Annotated in this window: 17 protein-coding genes; 12 read left to right on the top strand and 5 right to left on the bottom strand. The window is 65.3% G+C overall.

Features of this window, described 5'->3' with window-relative positions; genetic code table 11:
• Positions 1–210: 210 nt before the first annotated feature.
• On the bottom strand, positions 211–912 hold the full coding sequence (locus ACFQVD_RS36410) for a dihydrofolate reductase family protein (protein WP_343965645.1): 702 nt from the start codon (positions 910–912) through the stop codon (positions 211–213).
• Positions 913–1,129: 217 nt separating this feature from the next.
• Between ACFQVD_RS36410 and ACFQVD_RS36405 the strand changes: the two genes are divergently transcribed.
• The 5 genes from ACFQVD_RS36405 (at position 1,130) to ACFQVD_RS36385 (ending at position 6,318) form a co-directional block, all read left to right on the top strand.
• Positions 1,130–3,301 (top strand): peptidase domain-containing ABC transporter, encoded by a 2,172-nt coding sequence (locus tag ACFQVD_RS36405; protein WP_343965643.1) that lies wholly within the window; start codon positions 1,130–1,132, stop codon positions 3,299–3,301.
• A 114-nt stretch (positions 3,302–3,415) separates the two neighbouring features.
• Complete coding sequence (locus ACFQVD_RS36400) at positions 3,416–3,571, top strand: hypothetical protein (RefSeq protein ID WP_343965641.1); 156 nt, start codon at positions 3,416–3,418, stop codon at positions 3,569–3,571.
• A 432-nt stretch (positions 3,572–4,003) separates the two neighbouring features.
• Entirely contained in the window at positions 4,004–4,156 is a 153-nt protein-coding gene (locus tag ACFQVD_RS36395) for a hypothetical protein (protein WP_343965638.1), read from the top strand.
• Between the two features lie 118 nt (positions 4,157–4,274).
• Positions 4,275–5,261: an MvdC/MvdD family ATP grasp protein gene (locus ACFQVD_RS36390; RefSeq protein ID WP_343965636.1), complete on the top strand. Its 987-nt coding sequence runs from the start codon at positions 4,275–4,277 to the stop codon at positions 5,259–5,261.
• A 10-nt stretch (positions 5,262–5,271) separates the two neighbouring features.
• Entirely contained in the window at positions 5,272–6,318 is a 1,047-nt protein-coding gene (locus tag ACFQVD_RS36385; RefSeq protein ID WP_343965910.1) for a TIGR04500 family putative peptide maturation system protein, read from the top strand.
• A 178-nt stretch (positions 6,319–6,496) separates the two neighbouring features.
• On the opposite strand, the gene ACFQVD_RS36380 is transcribed toward ACFQVD_RS36385, so the two are convergent.
• Both ACFQVD_RS36380 and ACFQVD_RS36375 read right to left on the bottom strand, forming a co-directional pair.
• The gene (locus tag ACFQVD_RS36380; RefSeq protein WP_343965634.1) at positions 6,497–6,652 is read right to left on the bottom strand and encodes a hypothetical protein; all 156 of its coding nucleotides are present in this window, start codon (positions 6,650–6,652) and stop codon (positions 6,497–6,499) included.
• A 156-nt stretch (positions 6,653–6,808) separates the two neighbouring features.
• Positions 6,809–7,654: a DUF6596 domain-containing protein gene (locus ACFQVD_RS36375; protein WP_343965632.1), complete on the bottom strand. Its 846-nt coding sequence runs from the start codon at positions 7,652–7,654 to the stop codon at positions 6,809–6,811.
• 650 nt (positions 7,655–8,304) lie between these two features.
• On the opposite strand from ACFQVD_RS36375, the gene ACFQVD_RS36370 reads away from it, so the two are divergent.
• From ACFQVD_RS36370 to ACFQVD_RS36340, 7 genes are all read left to right on the top strand, one after another.
• Positions 8,305–9,261 (top strand): AraC-like ligand-binding domain-containing protein, encoded by a 957-nt coding sequence (locus ACFQVD_RS36370; protein WP_364150058.1) that lies wholly within the window; start codon positions 8,305–8,307, stop codon positions 9,259–9,261.
• A gap of 327 nt (positions 9,262–9,588) precedes the next feature.
• On the top strand, positions 9,589–9,975 hold the full coding sequence (locus ACFQVD_RS36365) for a hypothetical protein (protein WP_343965628.1): 387 nt from the start codon (positions 9,589–9,591) through the stop codon (positions 9,973–9,975).
• A gap of 986 nt (positions 9,976–10,961) precedes the next feature.
• Positions 10,962–12,752 carry an asparagine synthase-related protein gene (locus tag ACFQVD_RS36360; protein ID WP_343965626.1) on the top strand — a complete coding sequence of 597 codons (1,791 nt, stop codon included), beginning with the start codon at positions 10,962–10,964 and terminating at the stop codon, positions 12,750–12,752.
• A gap of 12 nt (positions 12,753–12,764) precedes the next feature.
• Positions 12,765–13,259 carry a hypothetical protein gene (locus ACFQVD_RS36355; RefSeq protein WP_343965623.1) on the top strand — a complete coding sequence of 165 codons (495 nt, stop codon included), beginning with the start codon at positions 12,765–12,767 and terminating at the stop codon, positions 13,257–13,259.
• 48 nt (positions 13,260–13,307) lie between these two features.
• On the top strand, positions 13,308–15,065 hold the full coding sequence (locus ACFQVD_RS36350) for an ABC transporter ATP-binding protein (RefSeq protein WP_343965621.1): 1,758 nt from the start codon (positions 13,308–13,310) through the stop codon (positions 15,063–15,065).
• Positions 15,062–15,481, top strand: a complete 420-nt coding sequence (locus ACFQVD_RS36345) for a S26 family signal peptidase (protein WP_343965619.1) — start codon at positions 15,062–15,064, stop codon at positions 15,479–15,481. The genes ACFQVD_RS36350 and ACFQVD_RS36345 overlap by 4 nt, the downstream gene beginning before the upstream one ends.
• Complete coding sequence (locus ACFQVD_RS36340) at positions 15,481–15,996, top strand: MauE/DoxX family redox-associated membrane protein (RefSeq protein ID WP_343965617.1); 516 nt, start codon at positions 15,481–15,483, stop codon at positions 15,994–15,996. Before ACFQVD_RS36345 ends, ACFQVD_RS36340 begins: the two co-directional genes overlap by 1 nt.
• 26 nt (positions 15,997–16,022) lie before the next feature.
• Here the strand turns inward: ACFQVD_RS36340 and ACFQVD_RS36335 are convergent, their stop codons facing one another.
• Together ACFQVD_RS36335 and ACFQVD_RS44865 are read right to left on the bottom strand one after the other, a co-directional pair.
• Entirely contained in the window at positions 16,023–16,937 is a 915-nt protein-coding gene (locus ACFQVD_RS36335) for a hypothetical protein (protein ID WP_343965615.1), read from the bottom strand.
• 183 nt (positions 16,938–17,120) lie between these two features.
• Positions 17,121–17,636, bottom strand: a complete 516-nt coding sequence (locus ACFQVD_RS44865; RefSeq protein WP_343965613.1) for a DoxX family protein — start codon at positions 17,634–17,636, stop codon at positions 17,121–17,123.
• Positions 17,637–17,787 lie beyond the last annotated feature (151 nt).

The following is a 17,787-nucleotide window of genomic DNA, read 5'->3' as shown; positions in this document are numbered from 1 at the left end:
CTTCGGGGCTCGTCGCCCAGAGTGGTGGACCGCCGGGCCAGGTCATCGGCGCAGCCGACGTAGCACCGGCCGCGTTCACCGGCGGGGATCCACAGCCTGGGGGCGCCCGGCAGGCCGTCGACCCGGCCTCCGCCCCCATGGTGGGGGCCGGGTCGACGGGAACCGCCCGGCGACTCTCGTACAGAACGCGACTGAAGGCGATTCGGTGGGTTACCGGGCCTCCACTCCGCTGCCGCTGCCGCGGTCGTCGAGGACGAGGGCGGCCCGCCCGTTGACGGTGTAGCGGATGTGCGTGACCTCGGGGGTGTGGATCACCCTGGTAGGGGTGAGCTCGATCGCCTCCTTCTCGGCGAGATCGAGATCGGCGTCGAGCAGGCGCATCCCCGTACCGAGCACGGTCGGGACGATGTGCAGTTCCAGCTCGTCCAGCAGACCGGCCCGGAGCACCTGGCGCAGCAGGGTTCCCCCTCCGGCGACCGCCACGTTCTTGCCTCGCGCGGCGGCGCGTGCCTGTTCCACGGCACTGGCGATGCCGTCGGTCACGTAGGTGAAGCTCGTCCCGCCCTGACGCACCAGGGTCTCGCGGGGGCGGCGGGTCACCACGAACACCGGAGCCCGGAACGGCGGCTCGTCACCCCAGGGAACCTCACCGCCGTCCGCCATGTTCCGCCCCATCACGTAGGCCCCGGCAGCCTCGAACGACTCGGCGACGACCCTGGAGCTGACGCTCTGCTCGCCACCCGCGAAGCCCTGCCGCTCGCGCCAGGCCATCGCGTCGGTCACCCACCGGGTGACCCGGAAGAAGCCCGCGGCCTCCGCCGACTCCATCCAGTCCGCCGCCTCACCGCTGTGCCGCGGACCGGCGTAGAAGCCGTCGAGTGACACCGACATCTGTGCCGTCACCTTTGTCATATCGCTTCGCTCCCGTTCCGGCGGCCCCCCGATGGGGCCCGCTCAGGAGAGAGTCGGAGCCGCGGACCGGATTTCTACCTGCCCGCACAGATTTCTTGACGCCACCGGACAGCCCGGCCTCGCGACCGGCCGGTTCAACTCGTGCCAAGCGACGTCACCAACCTGCTTGGCAGTACAACCAGCCGCTCACAACCGGGTTGGCGGAGACTTCCGCTCCATGCGAGTTCCAGTCATCCTCCAACACAGCACGGTCGAATGCGGGGCGGCCTGCCTCGCGATGGTCCTCGGCGCGCACGGGCACCACACCGACGTGTCCGCCCTCGCCAGGGAGATGGGCATAGGCCGGGACGGCGTCAGCGCGCTCACCCTGGTACGCGTCGCGCGGGCACGCGGACTGACCACCCGCGCGTTCTCCCTGCCCGCAGCGCAGGTGTCCACGCTCCCCCTGCCAGCCATCGCCCACTGGAAGACCCGGCACTTCGTGGTGGTCGAGCGGATCGCCGAGGAGACGATCACGATCGTCGACCCGGCGGCCGGCCGGATCCGGCTCACCCGGGAGGAGTTCACCCGCGACTACAGCGGCGTGGCCTTCACCTTCGCCCCCGGCCTGGACTTTCAACGGGGACGCTTCGGTGCGCGGCGTTCCTGGTGGTCGCGCTACATCCGGTTCAGTGTGCTGAACCATCGGGGCATCCTGGCCACCCTGGTGCTGCTCAGCCTCTTCCTGCAGGCGCTCGGGCTCGTGCTGCCCGCCGCCACAGAAAGCGTCGTGGACAGCGTGCTGGGACGCGGCGAGATCGACCTGCTGCTCCTGCTCGGCCTGGCCGCGGCCACGGCGGCGCTCGCCCATCTCGCGGCAGGAGGCCTGCGAGCCTGGGCGCTGGTCGTGCTGCGGGCCCGGGCCGACACCACTCTCCTCGACGATCTGGCCAGGCGGCTGCTCGCCCTGCCGTTCCGCTTCTTCGCCCACCGGGGTTCCGCCGACCTGGTCGCGCGGATCGCCGGGGCCGGGCTGCTCCGCGACATTCTCACCGGGCAGGTGTTGTCGGCGCTGCTCGACGCGCCCCTCGCCGTCTTCTACCTGATCGTGATCACCGTACGGTCGCCCCTGCTCGGCGGGGTGCTCGCCGTCATGGCGGCGGCCCAGTTCCTCGTGCTCCTCCTCACCCGGCAGCGAATCCGCGACCTGGTCCACCGCGAGCAGGAGGCGCGCAACGACGCCCAGGGACAACTCATCGAGTCCGTCAAGGGCATTGAGACGATCAAGTCGTCCGGCGCGGAGTCCCAGGTGCTGGACCGCTGGACGCGCCTGCTGAACATCCAGACCCAGCGAGCGCGGCGCAGCTCCTTCGCCCAGGGCATGCAGGACAACGTGCTGGCCGCGCTGCGGTTCGCCGCCCCGCTGGCGCTGCTGTGGGCCGGCGCGTGGCAGGTGGTGGACGATCGGCTCACCCCGGGCGCGATGCTCGGCGTGCTGGCCCTTGCCGCCGCCGCCCTGGCGCCGATGGCCTCGCTGACCGTCAGCCTGCGGGGCCTTCAGACCGCCCGCGCCCAGGCGGAACGGCTCGCCGACATCTGGGACACCGCCCCTGAGACCACCGGCGGAACCGAGCAGAGCCGGGCCGAACCGATGGTCGCCGAGCCGAAGGGAGATGGGCCGAGCGGGGTCGAACTGAGCGGGGTCGGCTTCCGGTACGCGCCGGAGAGCCCATGGATCATCCGCGGGATCGACCTGCACATCTCTCCCGGGCAGAAGGTCGCGCTGGTCGGCAGGTCCGGGTCCGGCAAGACCACTCTCGCACGGCTCCTGCTGGGACTGTTCCCACCGGTCGAGGGCGAGATCCGCTACGACGGAACCCCGGTGTCCAGCCTGGATCCGCGATGGCTGCGGCGCCGTTTCGGGGTGGTCACGCAGGAGCCCGCCCTGTTCACCGGCTCGATCGCGGACAACATCGCGCTGGGCGATCCCGGCGCGACGCTGTCCGAGGTGGAGGAGGCGGCCCGGCTGGCCTGCGTCCACGACGACATCGTCGCCATGCCCATGGGGTACCACACCCTGCTCACCGAGGGCGGGGGCCTGTCCGGCGGCCAGCGCCAGCGCGTCGCCCTGGCCAGGGCGATCCTGAGCCGGCCGGAGATCCTGCTGCTGGACGAGGCCACCAGCCATCTCGACACCGACACCGAGGCGGCGCTGAGCGCGAATCTCGGCACCCTGCCGCAGACGCGGATCGTGATCGCCCACCGGCTGAGCACGATCAGGGACGCCGATCTGATCCTGGTGCTCGACCGCGGCCGGATCGTCGAGCGCGGCGTGCACGAGACGCTGATCGGCGCGGGCGGCCTGTACGCGAGCCTCATCCGGGCGCAGCTCCCGGCGCACCACGGATGAGCCACCGCGAAGACCATGCCGCAAGTGCTCACAAGTCCCTTCAAGTAGCTCCCAAGTCAAGATCAGCAGCATTGGCCGCGAGATGGTTTCTCACAACGGAAGGAGGAACGTTCCATGAGCGCGACACCGCGTACCGAACTGGGTGACATCACCTCGGCGGGCATGGAGCTGGACGAGAGCGCGCTGAGCAGCCTCAACGGCGGCTGGCGGCCCGTGATCGTCACGGGTGAGTACTTCGACCCGCCGGGCATCTGCTGCCCGGACGCGTAGCCGGTTGTCGCCGCCGTTCCCGTGTGGGGCGGCGGCGACGACCCACCTTCACCGGCGGGCCCCCGCCCCGTGCGCGGGCCCGCTCTGCGAGAAGAACCGTGTCACCCCCGCATGTCCTCGTCCTCACCCGCGACCACGACCCGCCCGCCGAGCACCATGCCGGCCACGACAGTGCCAAAGCGCGGCGCGCGTTCCAGGTGTTGACCGCCGCCCTGCCCCACAGCACCTCCAGGCCTTCGCCGATCTCGCCGTCGGCGAGCTATCAACCGTTCACCGGGGACAACGAGGGCTTAGCGCCAGTTTTCATTCCGATGTTCCTCAACCCCCAACCCAGTGCCACAAGCGCTCACAAGTCATTTCAAACGGCTCACAAGGAAGATAAGCAGAATTGGCCGCGAGATGGTTTTCTCACAACGGAAGGAGGAACGTTCCATGAACGCGACACCGCGTACCGAACTGGGTGACATCACCCCGGCCGGCATGGAGCTGGACGAGAGCGCGCTGAGCAGCCTCAGCGGCGGCCAGAAGATCGTGATCACCACGGCGGAGTACTTCGACCCGCCGGGCGTCTGCTACCCGGACTAACGGGCATTCGCTTGCGTAGCCGGCCGTCGCCGCCGTTCCCCGTGTGGGGCGGCGGCGACGGCCCACCTTCACCGGCGACCCGCCGCCCCGCGCGCGGGCCCGCTCTGCAAGGAGAACCGTGTCACCCCCGCATGTCCTCGTCCTCACCCGCGACCACGACCCGCACGCCGACCACCTCAGGCAGCTGCTGGCCCGGCGCGGTGCTCGTACGACCGTCTTCGACAACCGCGACTACCTCGTACGGGCGCACGTCGAGCTGGCCTACACCGCGCACGGTCTGGCCCGGCGGCTGCTGCACACCGAATCCGGCACGCTCGACCTGGACTCGCTGACCGCGCTGTGGTGGCGGCGGCCCCAGCCGCCGGAGGCCCATCCGGAGATCACCGACCCCTCGGTGGCGGCCTACACCGCCCTGGAGAGCGTGAACCTGATCGGCGACCTGTGGGAGCACCTGCCGTGCCGGGTCGTGCCCGCGCGCGAGTCGGTGTTCCGGCGGGCCGGTCACAAGGCGTCGCAGCTCATGCTGGCCGCCGAGCTGGGGTTCGAGATCCCCGAGACGCTGATCGCGACCCAGCCGGACGCGCTGTGGGACTTCCACAACCGTCATGACGGGCAGATCGTCACCAAACCCATGGGCATGCCGTGGGTGGAGAACCTCGCCGCCGGTCACACGGTCATCCGCAAGTGCGAGCTCGTCTCGCCCCGCGATGTCGGTTACGCGGACGCGCTGCGGTTCTCCCCGGTCATCGTGCAGCAGTACGTGCCCAAGCGGCTGGAGCTGCGGGTCACCGTCGTCGGCCGGCAAGTGTTCGCGGCCGAGATCCACTCCCAGACCAGCAACCGGGCGAGAGTGGACTGGCGCTGGTACGACCTCGGGGTGACCCCGCATCACGTGCATCGGCTGCCTGACGAGATCGCCGATCGGTGCCTGGCGATGACCGAGCGGCTCGGCCTGGCCTACGGAGCCTTGGACCTGGTCCTGACCCCGGACGGCCGCTACGTGTTTCTGGAGATCAACCCCAACGGGCAGTGGCTGTGGATCGAGGAGCTGACCGGTCTGCCGATCAGCGAGGCGCTCTGCGACCTACTGCTGGAAGGAGCCTGACGTGTCCCCGATGGTGCCCTCCGAGCTTCTCGGCGACGCCCTGGAATGGCTGCGCGGGCTCGACGACGCCTCGCCCGAGTCCGCCCGCGACCGGCTGTCGGATCTACGCGCCCGCCACCCGCGAGTACCCATGCGGCTGCTGTGGCAGCGGGAGGCCGCCACCGACGAATACCACTACGACCTGCTGTTCCCCTCGACCGAGGGGACCGTCTCGCTGGCCTACGCCCCGAACCGGACGATCCCCTGGCCGCTGCGCGGCGGCCAGCGTTCCGGCGAGCAGCTCGTCGTACGCGTGAACGGCGTCGACATGACCATGGAACGGACCGTCACGACCCTGGACGTGCTGTTGGAGGACACCGGCCTGGCCCGGCAGCTGGTGAACGCCGCCCTGGTCGAGCAGGCCCTGGCCACCCGGCAGACGGATCTGTCCGACGAAAGGCTCCAGCAGGCCATGGACGCCTTCCGCCGGGCGCGAGGACTGCTGACCACAGAAGTGATGCGACGGTGGATGACCGGGCGCGGCCTGAGCCACGCCCGCCTCGAGGAGATCGTGACGAACGAGGCCGCGGTCGCGGACCTGCGCCGAGAGGTGGTCGAAGGGCGGGCCGAGGAGTTCTTCGCCGCCCACCGCGGGGAGTTCGACCGGCTGCGCGTGATCAGACTGCGGTACGCCGACCCCGAACGAGCCGACGCCGCCGCCGCGCTCCTGCGGGACGGCGACCCGGTCACGCTGGCGGCACAGGAGGTACTGGTCGGCCTGGCCACCTGCCGGATGGAGGCCAACAGCAGGGACGACCTGGTCGCGCTTTTCGGCGCACCGGCCGCCGACGCGCGGGAAGGCCAGGTGCTCGGACCCGCTCGACTGCCGGACGGCGGCCTCTGCGTCGCACGCGTACTGGCCGTCGAGCCCGCGGTGCTCGACGAGCTGACCCGCGAGTTCGTCGAAAGGCGGATCTTCGACGACTGGCTGGGGGAGCAACGGCGCGACGCCCACGTGGAGTGGTTCTGGGGCAGCCGGGCCCGCACCGACGAGCTCACCGCCGCCCTGCGCGGCTGACCGCGCCGAAGCTTCGGACGAAGAACACAGGGGCCGACATTCGAGGAATGTCGGCCCCTGTCGATCTCTGCCGGCTTCCTGTCGGCGCCTGCCGGATGGCAGGGGGAACAGTGTCCGGTTCGGCGTGCGGGCCTCCGGCGGTCGTGGGTCGGTGCGCTCATACGCGCTTCCTACGCCCCTACCGGCTTGAGGCGGTGCTCACCCATGCTCGCCCGGCCTCGGCGGCGCGGGCACGGAAATCGCGTCCTTCCACCGGGCCGAACCGCGCCTTGTACTGGTGGAACAGCATCCACAGCGCGGCCAGGGGTGAAGCTCGTCCCGCTGACACCGACATCTGTGCCGTCACCTTTGTCATATCGCTTCGCTCCCGTTCCGGCGGCCCCCCGATGGGGCCCGCTCAGGAGAGAGTCGGAGCCGCGGACCGGATTTCTACCTGCCCGCACAGATGTTTTTCCGCGACTCGGTTCACCTCACGCGGCGGGCGGCGCGGCTACCGCTCAGGCCGACTACCGGACGCGGTCGCGCAGCGGGCCGCGCGCTGCAGGAGAAACCGCTGCTCAGGCCGGCTGCCGGCCAGACGTGCGGCCTCCCGGTAGGCCGAGGCCGCGGCGGCGGTCTCCCCAGCCTGGTCGAGCAGGTGGGCGCGGACGGCCAGCAGTCGATGATGGCCGGCGAGCACCCCGGATTCCAGCTCGTCCAACAGCGCCAGTCCGGCGTGCGGTCCGTGCGCCATCGCCAGCGCGACCGCCCGGTTGAGGGTGGTGACGGGGTTGGGAAGCAGGCGCTCCAGGATCTCGTACAGCGCCAGGATCTGCCGCCAGTCGGTGGCCTCGGCCGACGGCGCCTCGTCGTGTACCGCCGCGATGGCGGCCTGAACCTGGTACGGGCCGAGCGGGCGAGTCGCCAACGTACGGGTGATGATGCCGGTTCCCTCCGCGATGGCCGCGGTGTCCCAGCGGGACCGGTCCTGCTCCGCCAGCGGCACGAGCGCGCCGTCGGGGCCGGTACGCGCCGCGCCGCGCGCCTCGGTCAGCAGCATCAACGCCAGCAGGCCCGCCGTTCGCCCGGGCGGGGAAGCACTGCTCGCCGAACGATTTAAAGCGTGGTGGACACGCTGCTCGCGGAGGCCGTACGGCCTGAAAGTCCCCTGATGACTCCCGCCGTCCAGGATCAGGTGGGCGAGGCCCTCGTCGGCGGCGCGCCGCAGGGCTTGGTACAGGTCGGTTGCCTGGTCGGTCAGGACGTCGATGACCTTGTCGAGATGGCAGTAGGCGGTGGCGCGGGAGATGCCGCGGTCATGGCCGAGAACGGCCCGGTGCGGTCGTGAAACCAACATAATCCCATCACCGCCTGCTCGAACAGGTAAGAGCCTTGGACCCCTTTCTGCTGCCCGGTCGGCGGCGTTCGGTCGACAGCAGCAGAGAGGTGGCGAACCCGTTCCCAAGGGGCACCGAGCATGGCACGACAGGTGATCATATGAGGCTTTCCTGACTGGAGAAGACCTGTGCCGAGACCTCTTCCATCGGAAGCTCCATACCTATTTCAGGGACATCGCGATCCATCTCGATTCATGTCTGTCGGCGTCGCTTTGAAAGCATCGAATCACAACCGTCCTATTGATCTTGCCGAGATCATCCCAATGGAGGGCAAGCGCCGACACCTGTCTCGGTCCAGGCGGGTCGAACTCTACTCTGAAATTTTCTTAACACAAATTCATGTAAGATCAAAGCGTCACCCATGGTGGCCTCGGGGTAACCCGTGGCGACTTATCGCTGGTAAATGCTTACGCCTATCCGCTCCAGCGGCAAAAAACATCAGGCATACTTTCAGGAATGTTTCCCCATCTGCTGGACAAGCACCATGACTGCGGTCAACCATACTTGGCGATATTGGTGGTCCTGGATTACAGGAGGCACACGGATGGTAGTCACGGAATTGCGGACAGATAATCTGGCTCCAGAAGACCGCTTTTCCTGCTGGTTCGAGGTGGCATCGCAGACTCACATTCCTTCCTGGGTTCGCATCGACGGCGGAGTCGATTTCCAGGCTTCGGTGCGGGTGCTGAACCTCGGCGAGGCGCAGGTGTCGACGCTGACCCACCCGGCGCTGTGGTCGGAGCGGACCGCCAAGCTCGTCCGGCAGTGCGATCCGGAGTCGTACCAGCTCCATCTCATCGTCAGGGGCGGCGGCACGCTGGCGCAGGGCGGCCGGGAAGCCGTGTTCGATGCCGGGCAGTTCATTCTCGTCGACTCCTCTCACCCCTACCTGGGACGGCGATCGGCGCAGGACGGCAGGAGCGAGACCGTGGTCATCCAGTTCCCCCGGGCTTCGCTGGGCCTGCGCTCCAGCACCGTCGGCCGGCTCGCCACGGTGCCGTTCTCCGCCCGCGGCGGGATCGGCGCCGTACTGGCCGGCCACCTGTTCGAGCTGATGAGAAACGCCGAAGACTACACCGAGGCCGACACCACCGCCCTGGGCGGCATCACGCTGGACCTGATCGCGGCCGGCTGCGCCCACCAGCTCGACGCCACCGCCTGCCTGTCGCCCGAGGCGCGGCAGCGGGCCCTGCTGGCCCAGGTCCATCGTTTCATCCGCGACCGCCTCGGCGACCCGGCCCTGACCGCGGATCTCATCGCGGCCGCTCACCAGATCTCCACCCGGCACCTGTACAAGCTGTTCCAGGACCACGGCATGACCGTCGCGGCCTGGATCCGCCGGTGCCGTCTGGAGCAGTGCCGCCGCGACCTGGCCGATCCCGCCCTGGGCTCTCGTCCGATTCAGACCATCGCCACCCGCTGGGGCTTCATCGACGGCGCGCACTTCAGCAAGGTCTTTCGCGCCGCGTACGACACATCCCCCCGCGACTACCGGCACCTGACCCGGCACGACGACGCCGTGCGCAAATTGACAAGAACCGCGCAAGAAACGCCAACGACATCCTAACCGGTTCCCGGCATGCTCATAGAACAAGCACAAAGGGCCCGGCCGGGCGATCCAGAGCCACACGCATCTCATTCACGGCCTGACCGGCGACTACCGAAAGGACACGCACTGGCAGACCCCGGCTATGACGGCACCGGCATTCTCACCGCAGTCAAACAACCGGCCGGCGGTCCGTCGATCCGACATCCACAATGCGCTCCGCGCCCAGCGCCGCCGGGTCGTCCTGCTCACGCACAGCAAATGAAGGTTTCGCGATCAAGGCAACGCGGTTCGCCGAACTCCCGGACCGGGGCGAACCTGAATCCTCCCATACTGAAGGGAATTGCCATGGCTTCTCATCTGTCACACATGGCCATCCGACGCACCGTGATCGGCATCCTCACTGTAGGGGCTGTCGTCACGGCGACAACCGGCGCCGCCTCCGCGGATCTTGTACAGACTTTAGGGACCAACGGCCAGCAGGTCCGCGCTTGCGATGATCAGGCCTTCTACACCGCCGTAAAAATCACCGGGACAAGCCAGTCGGGCACGACTGCAAGCACAACGGGATACCTCGACCCGGTCGATAGTTGCCACAGCTTCACCGGATGGTGGTTCCATGGAACCGTCACCTTGAAATGGTTCCGGGACGGCAGCTCCAAGACGAAGACAACTTACTGCAACGTACCGAAGGTACTCCCCGAGAACTGGGTGCTGTGCGTCAATCCCGCCTAGAGACCGGATGTGATCCACAGCTCTTGACCCCAGGATCGGGGACCTGAAGCTACTGGAGGGTGAGGGCCTGCTGGATCGGTGCGTCCATTCTGGGCGCCACGAAGGCCCTCACCTCACTCCGTCCTGGTCGACACCGGTCAATCATGAGAATTCCAATCTTTCTCGTTGATCGACTCGGCCAACGCCCATCGGTAAGTCATCGGCAAGGAGTCCAATGACTTCAGCGAGCAACTGTCCAAGGATCGAGGAGCCGAGGACGGTTAGAGAATTCGTGTTGAGAATGCGCCAGCTCAAAGCGTGGTCCGGATCCACGCTACGACAACTCGAACGTCGGGCACAGAGTATCGGTGAAACCCTTCCACGAAGCACACTGGCCGCCGCGCTAACCTACCTTCGCCTGCCGAAGGAGCCGCTCGTCATTGCATTCGTTAAGGCATGTGGATGCAGCTCGGAAGATGTCAGAGACTGGGTCGAGGCTCGTAAGACGGTCGCCATGAAGGCCACCAGGATAACTGATCAGTAAATTGTCCGGGACGGTCCCGGACAAAAACAAGAAACCAACGATCTATGATTGTCCGCATTTCCGAGTAATCTCCATTTTGCGAAGCCGTCCCACCCTGGGACAGCTGATCAGAGATGGAGAAGATGTGATGCTACAGAAATTGGCCGACAAGGCGTTGGCGCTGTTCGTGCCGCATACGCGAGCGGCTGCCACCTACACTCGGACGCAGTTCCAGTACATTCAGGGTCCCGCGGGCTCTGGTTGCGACTCGTACGGTAACCGGTGGCGGCAGGTACGTACCTGCACCTATATGGACAGCGGCAAGCTGATCAGCTGTACCAGTTGGGCCTATTACGCCTGCGGCTGGTAGCACAACCCGGCGGATGACCGGCCTGGGATCTCCTCATACCCTTGAAAATGAGGAGATCCACGCCGCCGGGCGAAACATATTCCGCTCCTGATTGGAACAACTTTGCGCGTCTTTATGGCACTGATCTCGAAGAATCCGAAGTCGCCCGTTGCCACCGCGATCTCCATTGCACGGTCCGTGATCGGTGATGTGTTTCCCGCTCCACTCGACACGGTTACCGCTGACGAGTGGCGGGATGCAGAAACGACTTTGTTGGCGTGGTCCAACGAAGAATCAGTCGCCGGACGTCTACCCCTGATCTCCAAGGGACCGGATCATGCCGTGGGAATCAGCGGCCATCTGGCTGCGGCCAAGGATGTCGCCAGGCTCGCGGCGGCCGCTTCCCTGGGAGGAGCGGCGGCCTCGCTGGGGGGATGCTTCTCCGCCTTCCGAGTGGCGCCGGGAGAAATCCAGGCAGTGACGGTGAGCACTCGTGCCTGCCCTGTCTTCTATGCGGAGACACCACAACTGCACATCGTGGGTAACCGCGCACTGCATGTTCATCTCGTCGCGACGGGAGGAACGATTCTCTGGAATGAGCTCGCCCTACAGTCCATGATTCGCCAGGGGTACTTTCTCTCCGACGAGACTCCCTACCGTGGCGTTGAGGCCCTAGGCCCCTCTTCGTCAATCGTCGTCCGTGGCGGCACCCGAACGATCGCCGGTACACCACTGCCGCAAGCGCGACCTGCGCCAGGCTCACCCCGAGCCAAGCGTGCGGCCGTCGCCCAGCTCGGCGAGGCCCTTGTGGCAGCCGTCGCCCCACTGCGCTCGGCTTCGGAGCCGGTGAACTTGGCGCTCACCGGCGGCCGCGACAGCCGGCTGATGGCAGCGCTCCTCCATGCAGCGAAGATCCCCTTCCGGGCTACGACAAACGGCCTCGACGATCACCCTGACGTCGTGATCGCTCGCCAGATTGCCGCGAAGTTGGGCATCGACCATACCGTCATCGCGCCAACGCAAACAGTCGCGAAGGACGCGGTCGTCATTCCGCATCCTCAACAACGCACGTATGACGTTCTCAAGACGTGCGAGGGCATGACCTCTGCCTACGAAAGCATTGTCGAGTACCTTCCGTACAGCGCGAAACTTACTATGTCTGGACAGAGTGGAGAGATCCTCAGAGGCGGGTTCCTCTACAGCCAGAACAACACGAGCGAAAAGGCGATGCTGCGCCGCATCAAGGACTTCTTCCTCAAGAATGACAAGCTGTTCACTGACGAAGTGAACGAGCACGCCCGATCCCTTGCCACACCATGGATGGCAAGGGCACAGGAAAATCCTTGGGAAGTCCTCGATCACATGTACATCACCTACCGGGTGGGTAGATGGCATGCCGGCGCACGGGTGGGATCGTTACGCCGAGGTAATCCCATCCAGCCGTTCCTGGACAACCGGGTGGTACCCGAGGCCCTGGCACTCGAACAGCAGTGGCGATATTCAGAGGAGGTCGTTTACGGCCTCATACGTGAATTCGCCCCGGTGCTACGGAGCGTCCCACTCGAAGGCACCCCGTGGCGGTTCGCCGCCGACCGTCCACCATCGCTCTTGTCACGGTTCCGACCGACTGCGAAGGCAGCACCCGCAGCGGTCTCCAGCAAAAAGAAGAGCAGTGGATGGAACTGGCGAACAAGCCCGGGTCCCACGTTGTCGGCAATACTCGGCGAATACGTAATGGAACGGGCCGACGCACTCACCGATCTCATCCGTCCGGATGAATTAAAACTCCTTTTCGCAGGTCCCACGGTCACGCAGCCCGCTCTGGCCTGGAACCTCTACACTGTCACAAGCATGCTGACCAATACCTTCCCGGGAGAGCCGCCCGCCGAGCTCGATTCGGTCCACATCTCCATCCCCCGCCCCTAAGGTGCCTGGTCTATGGTGTTCCTGGTCGCATTGATTGTATTAACTTTCGCACTTGCCCTGCTGAACCTCCTGCTCACCTACGGAATCATTCGCAGGTTAAATTTGTCACATCCGGCGTTGGCCGACGTCAAACCGCTCTTGCCGGACGAGGACATAGGAGATTTCGAAACCGCGACCACGAGAGGGAAGTCGCTGTCCGGCGCGCAGCTACGCGGAACCACGACAGTCGGTTTCTTCACACCGGGCTGCCAGCCGTGCGAGGAGAAATTGCCCGCCTTTGTGGAGTTCGCTCAGGCGAACATCGGAAATGCCTTGGCCGTGATAGTGGCGAACAGCAGTGCCGAGGCCGACCCCATGGTCGCGCGCACGGAGAAGTTCGCCGATGTCGTGGTCGAGCCGTACGGCGGGCCGGTGTGCAGTGCGTTCGCAATCACCGGCACACCCGTGGTCATGACGCTCAACGAGCGCAGGGTCGTGCAGATCGGACTTCCAGCGAAGGCTGCGTGAGGCATGAGGCGATCATCTTCATGGGTCGGACTGCTTCCAGCGTTGCGGATGGCGTGGAACGCCGGACCCGCCTGGGCGGCCACCATCGTCGTACTGAGCCTGTTCGCCGCCGCTATTCCGGTGGTGACCACCTGGATCACCAAGCTTACGCTGGACGGGCTGGCCGCGAAGGACACGACAACGACCGTGATCGCCCTGGCCTTCGCTCTCGCCGTCCTGGGGCTCGCGGCAAGCCTGACCCCCCTCATCCGCGGGTACGCCGGAACCGAACTGGACCGGCAGATCAGCCTGCGGGCACAGGACCGGCTCTACGGCGTGATCGGCCGGTTACCAGGACTGGCGAGGTTCGAAGACCCCACCTTTCTGGATCACCTCAGGCTCGCCGTTCAGTCGGGCGGTATGACGCCCGGGCAGGTCGGTGAGGCGGTCCTAGGGATGGTGGGAGGACTCATCACGGCCGGCGGATTCCTGGGGGCACTGCTGTCCATCAGCCCCCTGATGGCCGCGCTGACATTACTGGGCTCGCTTCCCGCGCTACTCGCCGAAATCCTTATGGCGAAACGGCTGGCAGCGATGATGTGGACTCTAGGGCCCGTAGAACGTCGCGAGTTCTTCTATAGTCAACTGTTGTCCAGCACCGAAGCTGCCAAAGAGGTTCGCCTGTACGGTCTCAGCGAATTTCTTCACAAACGCATGCTCGGGGAACGCCGGACGGCGAATGCAGAGAAACGCCGCCTGGAACAGCGCCAGACGCTGACGCAGGGCGCTCTGCGAGCCGTCGCCGCGATGATTTCGGGGGCCGGACTGGTCTGGGCCATGATGCAGGCTCGCGCAGGAATGCTAACGATCGGCGATGTGTTGATGTTCGTCGCCGCCATGGCCGGTGTGCAGGGTGCGATCGGCGGCCTTGTCGCCCAACTCGGCTTGGCTCATCAGCATCTACTGTTGTTTTCACATTATCGACATGTGGTTGGCGCAGAACCGGACCTCCCTCTTCGGGCGGACCAACAACTTCCCCCACTGTCCGCCCAAATCGAACTCAAAGACGTCTGGTTTCGTTACGGTCCCGATCACCCTTGGATCCTGCGCGGGGTTAACCTCACCATTCCGCGCGGCGTCAGTATCGGGCTGGTCGGCTTGAACGGGTCCGGTAAGAGCACACTGGTCAAACTTCTGTGCCGTTTCTACGACCCAGTGCGGGGCACGATCACCTGGGACGGTGTAGATCTGCGGAATGTCGACGTGGCAGATCTACGAAACCGGATCTCCGTAGTATTCCAAGATTTTATGCAATACGACCTCTCCGTGGCCGAGAACATCGGTGTGGGTGACCTCGCCCGAATTGGAGATCGGCACGCTATCAAGGACGCCGCCGAGCGGGCCGGCGTGAACGACGCGGTGCAGGCCCTGCCCAGTGGCTACGACACCCTCATGACAAGGAGCTTCTTTCAAGAGGACGAGCAATCAGAAGGCGTGTACCTGTCCGGGGGGCAGGGGCAGCGCATCGCGATAGCCCGCGCCCTGCTTCGCGACGAACGCGATTTGTTGATCCTCGACGAGCCGAGTTCGGGCCTGGACGCCGAGGCCGAATACGAGCTACATATGCGACTCAAGAAGCACCGTGCAGGCAAGACGAGCCTTTTGATCTCTCATCGTCTCAACACGGTCAGGGAAGCTGACATCCTTGTCGTTCTCGACGACGGAGTCGTAGCGGAACTCGGCAGCCACGATGACTTGATACAGCTCGACGGCCACTATTCCCGGCTGTTCACCATGCAGGCAGTCGGCTATCAGGACGATCTATGATCGGCGTTCCCTTGCTGGCCTCCTTCGGAGTCATCATCGTTCTTCTCCTTCGGAGGAAGCTTTTGATAGTTGCCGTAACAGGGCCGAGCATGGAACCGAACTACATAGAAGGCGACCGGCTACTCGCTTGGCGACGCTCTCCTCGACACCTCCATCCCGGCCAGGTGGTGGTCATCGACACTGCCCCTCCCAGTGAAAATCCAGGACCACCGATGAACATTATCAAAAGAGTCGTCGCGGTCCCTGGACAACTGGTTCCTGGGGTCATGAGGGGGAACGACCAAGGCACGCTGGTCCCTCCGAACCATGTCGTCGTTCTCGGGGACAACAGACGCCAAAGCGTGGATTCCCGGCACCTCGGTTTCATCTCGGCCGACAGGGTCGTCGCTACGGTAATACGGAAGATGAACGTCTGATGGGTTATGTTTCCGCCAGCGCAATGACTCTACTGTCGACCATCTTCGCAGTCTCCTGCATGGGAAAGGCGAGGAATCTAAAGGAGTTCGCCGAGGCGTTGCGATCTTTCGCATCCGAGCGAACATCGATGCTGCTCGCAACCATGGTGACCGCCCTTGAAGGGCTGACCCTCCTGGCTTTTGCCATATCCCTTGCCGGGGTACGATGGGCGGCCGTTCTCGGTTTCCTACTGGCGGGCTCCCTATTACTCGCCTTCACACTGGTAATGCGTCGGATCCAGGGCGCTCACTGCCACTGCTTCGGAAAGCACGGGACCCGCTACTCGGCCCGCCATGTAGTTCGCAATGTACTGCTCGCATCCGCGGCAATGGCGGGACTTGTCGAACACCATGGAGCCGCCGGACCGGAACCGGAAGGCATCATCGTGGCCATGGCATTTGGCTTGGTAATTGGCCTGTTCGTCGTGATGATGGACGATCTCGTGGAGGTGCTGAGACCAGCCGGATCCAGGTGATCGCGATGCCCGAAAACAGCATCAACTCACCATGCGACGCGCATCCAGTGCTCCTCATCGCAACGTGTCAGCACACGACAGGTACCGTTAGAGATATCAAGCCAGCAGATGTCCCCATGGCCTACCAGTAGATGTTCGCCGGTGCCGTCGAAAGAAAGGTCCACCTCAACAGGATCGGCCCAGGAAACAGGTCGCTGATATAGCTCGCGGGGGGTTCCTCCGCCCACCGGCATGACCAACACCGCAAACGTGCCACCACCGTCCCGAGTACCTGCCACGGCCAGCAGGGTCCCATCGGGGGACAGGTCCACAGCATAGATCTGGTAGATGCCGTGGTCACCATCCTCGATGAGAACAGTGCCAGGGGATGTCGAAGCCGTACCGCCGAGATCATGGTGCAGAATTCGCCGGTGCTGCGGAGCACCTGGAGCGCCCGCCACAGCGAGCACGACTTCACTCTTCGGCCCAACCGATACATCGAACACATGCGACATGATTTCCGGGGCCGGCAATATTCGCACGGGTCCGTGACCGGTGAGTGGAACCGCGAAGCACTCCTCACGACCGCTCTGGTCTGTATCGACGACCAGAACAGCGAGAGCGCCGTCCCGTGAGACCGCCCTCACGTAGATCAAAGATGACCGCATCGATGGGAGCGGCACCCGATGGATTTGAGATTCGGCGTCGACTTCGCTGGTCAGCGGAAATTTGTAGAGACGCGGCACGAAATCCGGGTCACCAGGAACGTGGGTGGTAGCGGCCACTACTCCATCACCGACGGCGAACGACCCCGTCCATTGTTCACCACCGGGCGCAGGGACGTCTGTGAAATGTCGACCGGAGGCGGTGGGACGGATGGTCAACGCCGGTGCCGCAAGCCCATCGCAGGCGCCGCGAACCGCAACGTACATAGATGGGGCATTAGCCGAAGTCGTGATCATGGCCACTCCAGGAAACGTCGTGCACCAAAGATACTTTTTGTTGACCTGCTTGATACAAGCAGGCCGGAATCCTCATAATCTCTTATCTTTCCGCCTTCCTCCCAGCCAACCATATTCAGGTCTTGGCCGCATGCCGCCTTGCCCGTCCTATCGCGCCGGTCCGCGCGCCCGGCTCGCCCCGCTTCAAGACCCGGTGGACGCGCTGCTCGCGGAGGTCGTACGGCCTGAGAGTCCCCCCATGACTCCCGCCGCCCAGAGCGCCACGCCGATGTAGAGAACCTGCTCGGGGATGCGCTGCCACAGCGGCGACGCCGCCTCTCCCGCAAAGGTCACCCCGGCCAGCGCGGCGTGGATGTTGGCCGGGAGCATGAGCACGAACAGCAGGGCCAGGCAGATCCCGGCCGCCCGCCGGGTGGCCGGAAGCACGAGGCCCACCGCCCCGGCCAGCTCCAGGATGCCGGTCAGGTAGACCATGAGGGCGGGAAACGGGACGAACGGGGGGACCATGGCCACCATGTCGGCGTGATTCGGCATGAAGGTCACGCCTGGCGGGACGAAGTGAGCAGCGGCCGTCATCACGAGCATGACGGCCAGGCCGTGCGCGGCGCTCACCCGCCAAGTGGCGAAGCGGGCCGGCCCGAGCAGCATGCCCAACAGGCGGAAACCCAGTGTGGCCACGACGAGAACGATCACGGTCATAGAACTCACCTTCGGTCGGTCGATGATCATTTGGCGGTGGTCGTGGCACCGCCCGCCTTCCGGTGGCAGTGGCTTGGCCCGCCAATCTTGTCATCGGCAAGATTGAGGGAGATTCGCCATCTTGTCAACGTCAAGATAAGGTGGGCCCGTT

The organism is Streptosporangium amethystogenes subsp. fukuiense, assembly GCF_042665875.1.
Classification (GTDB): Bacteria; Actinomycetota; Actinomycetes; order Streptosporangiales; family Streptosporangiaceae; genus Streptosporangium; species Streptosporangium fukuiense.
Note: the sequence above shows the minus strand (reverse complement) of the source record. Positions and strands in the feature narration are given on the sequence as shown.